The organism is Bradyrhizobium pachyrhizi, assembly GCF_001189245.1.
GTDB classification, from domain to species: domain Bacteria; phylum Pseudomonadota; class Alphaproteobacteria; order Rhizobiales; family Xanthobacteraceae; genus Bradyrhizobium; species Bradyrhizobium pachyrhizi.
The window spans coordinates 1-856 of record NZ_LFIQ01000033.1 but is presented as its reverse complement, the minus strand read 5'-3'; the positions used below and the strand labels follow the sequence as shown (position 1 = coordinate 856).

Below are 856 nucleotides of genomic sequence, written 5' to 3'. Positions count from 1 at the left end.
GACAGCGCCTTGCGCACGATCTCGACGCCGGTCTTCTGGTCGTCGTTCTTGGTGCGCAGGATCTTGAGCTGCTCGGAGGCACGGAGCAGGGCGACGCCGCCACCCGGGAGAATGCCTTCCTCGACAGCCGCGCGGGTCGCGTGCATCGCGTCATCAACGCGATCCTTGCGCTCCTTCACCTCGACCTCGGTCGCGCCGCCGACGCGGATCACCGCGACGCCGCCTGCGAGCTTGGCGAGACGCTCCTGCAGCTTCTCACGGTCGTAGTCCGAGGTGGTCTCCTCGATCTGCGCCTTGATCTGGGCAACGCGGGCGTCGATGTCGGCCTTCTTGCCGGCGCCGTTGACGATCGTGGTGTTCTCCTTGTCGATCATCACCTTCTTGGCGCGACCGAGCATCTGCAGCGTGACGTTCTCGAGCTTGATGCCGAGGTCTTCCGAGATGGCCTGGCCGCCGGTCAGGATCGCGATGTCCTGCAGCATGGCCTTGCGGCGATCGCCGAAGCCCGGAGCCTTGACGGCCGCGACCTTCAGGCCGCCACGCAGGCGGTTGACGACGAGAGTGGCAAGGGCTTCGCCTTCGACGTCCTCGGCGACGATGACCAGCGGCTTTCCGGTCTGCACCACGGCCTCGAGCAGCGGCAGCAGCTCGTTCAGCGAGGAGAGCTTCTTCTCGTTGATCAGGATGTAGGCGTCGTCCATCTCAACGCGCATCTTGTCGGCGTTGGTGACGAAGTAGGGCGAGATGTAGCCGCGGTCGAACTGCATGCCCTCGACGACGTCGAGCTCGGTCTCGAGCGACTTGGCCTCCTCGACCGTGATCACGCCCTCGTTGCCGACCTTCTTCATGGCGTCGG

General features: G+C 65.3%; 1 protein-coding gene. It reads right to left on the bottom strand.

Translation table 11 applies throughout. The features are described from left to right. Positions 1–856 (bottom strand): chaperonin GroEL (groEL, locus tag AKL29_RS03915; protein WP_152977421.1); only part of this gene is annotated, 856 nt, incomplete at both ends.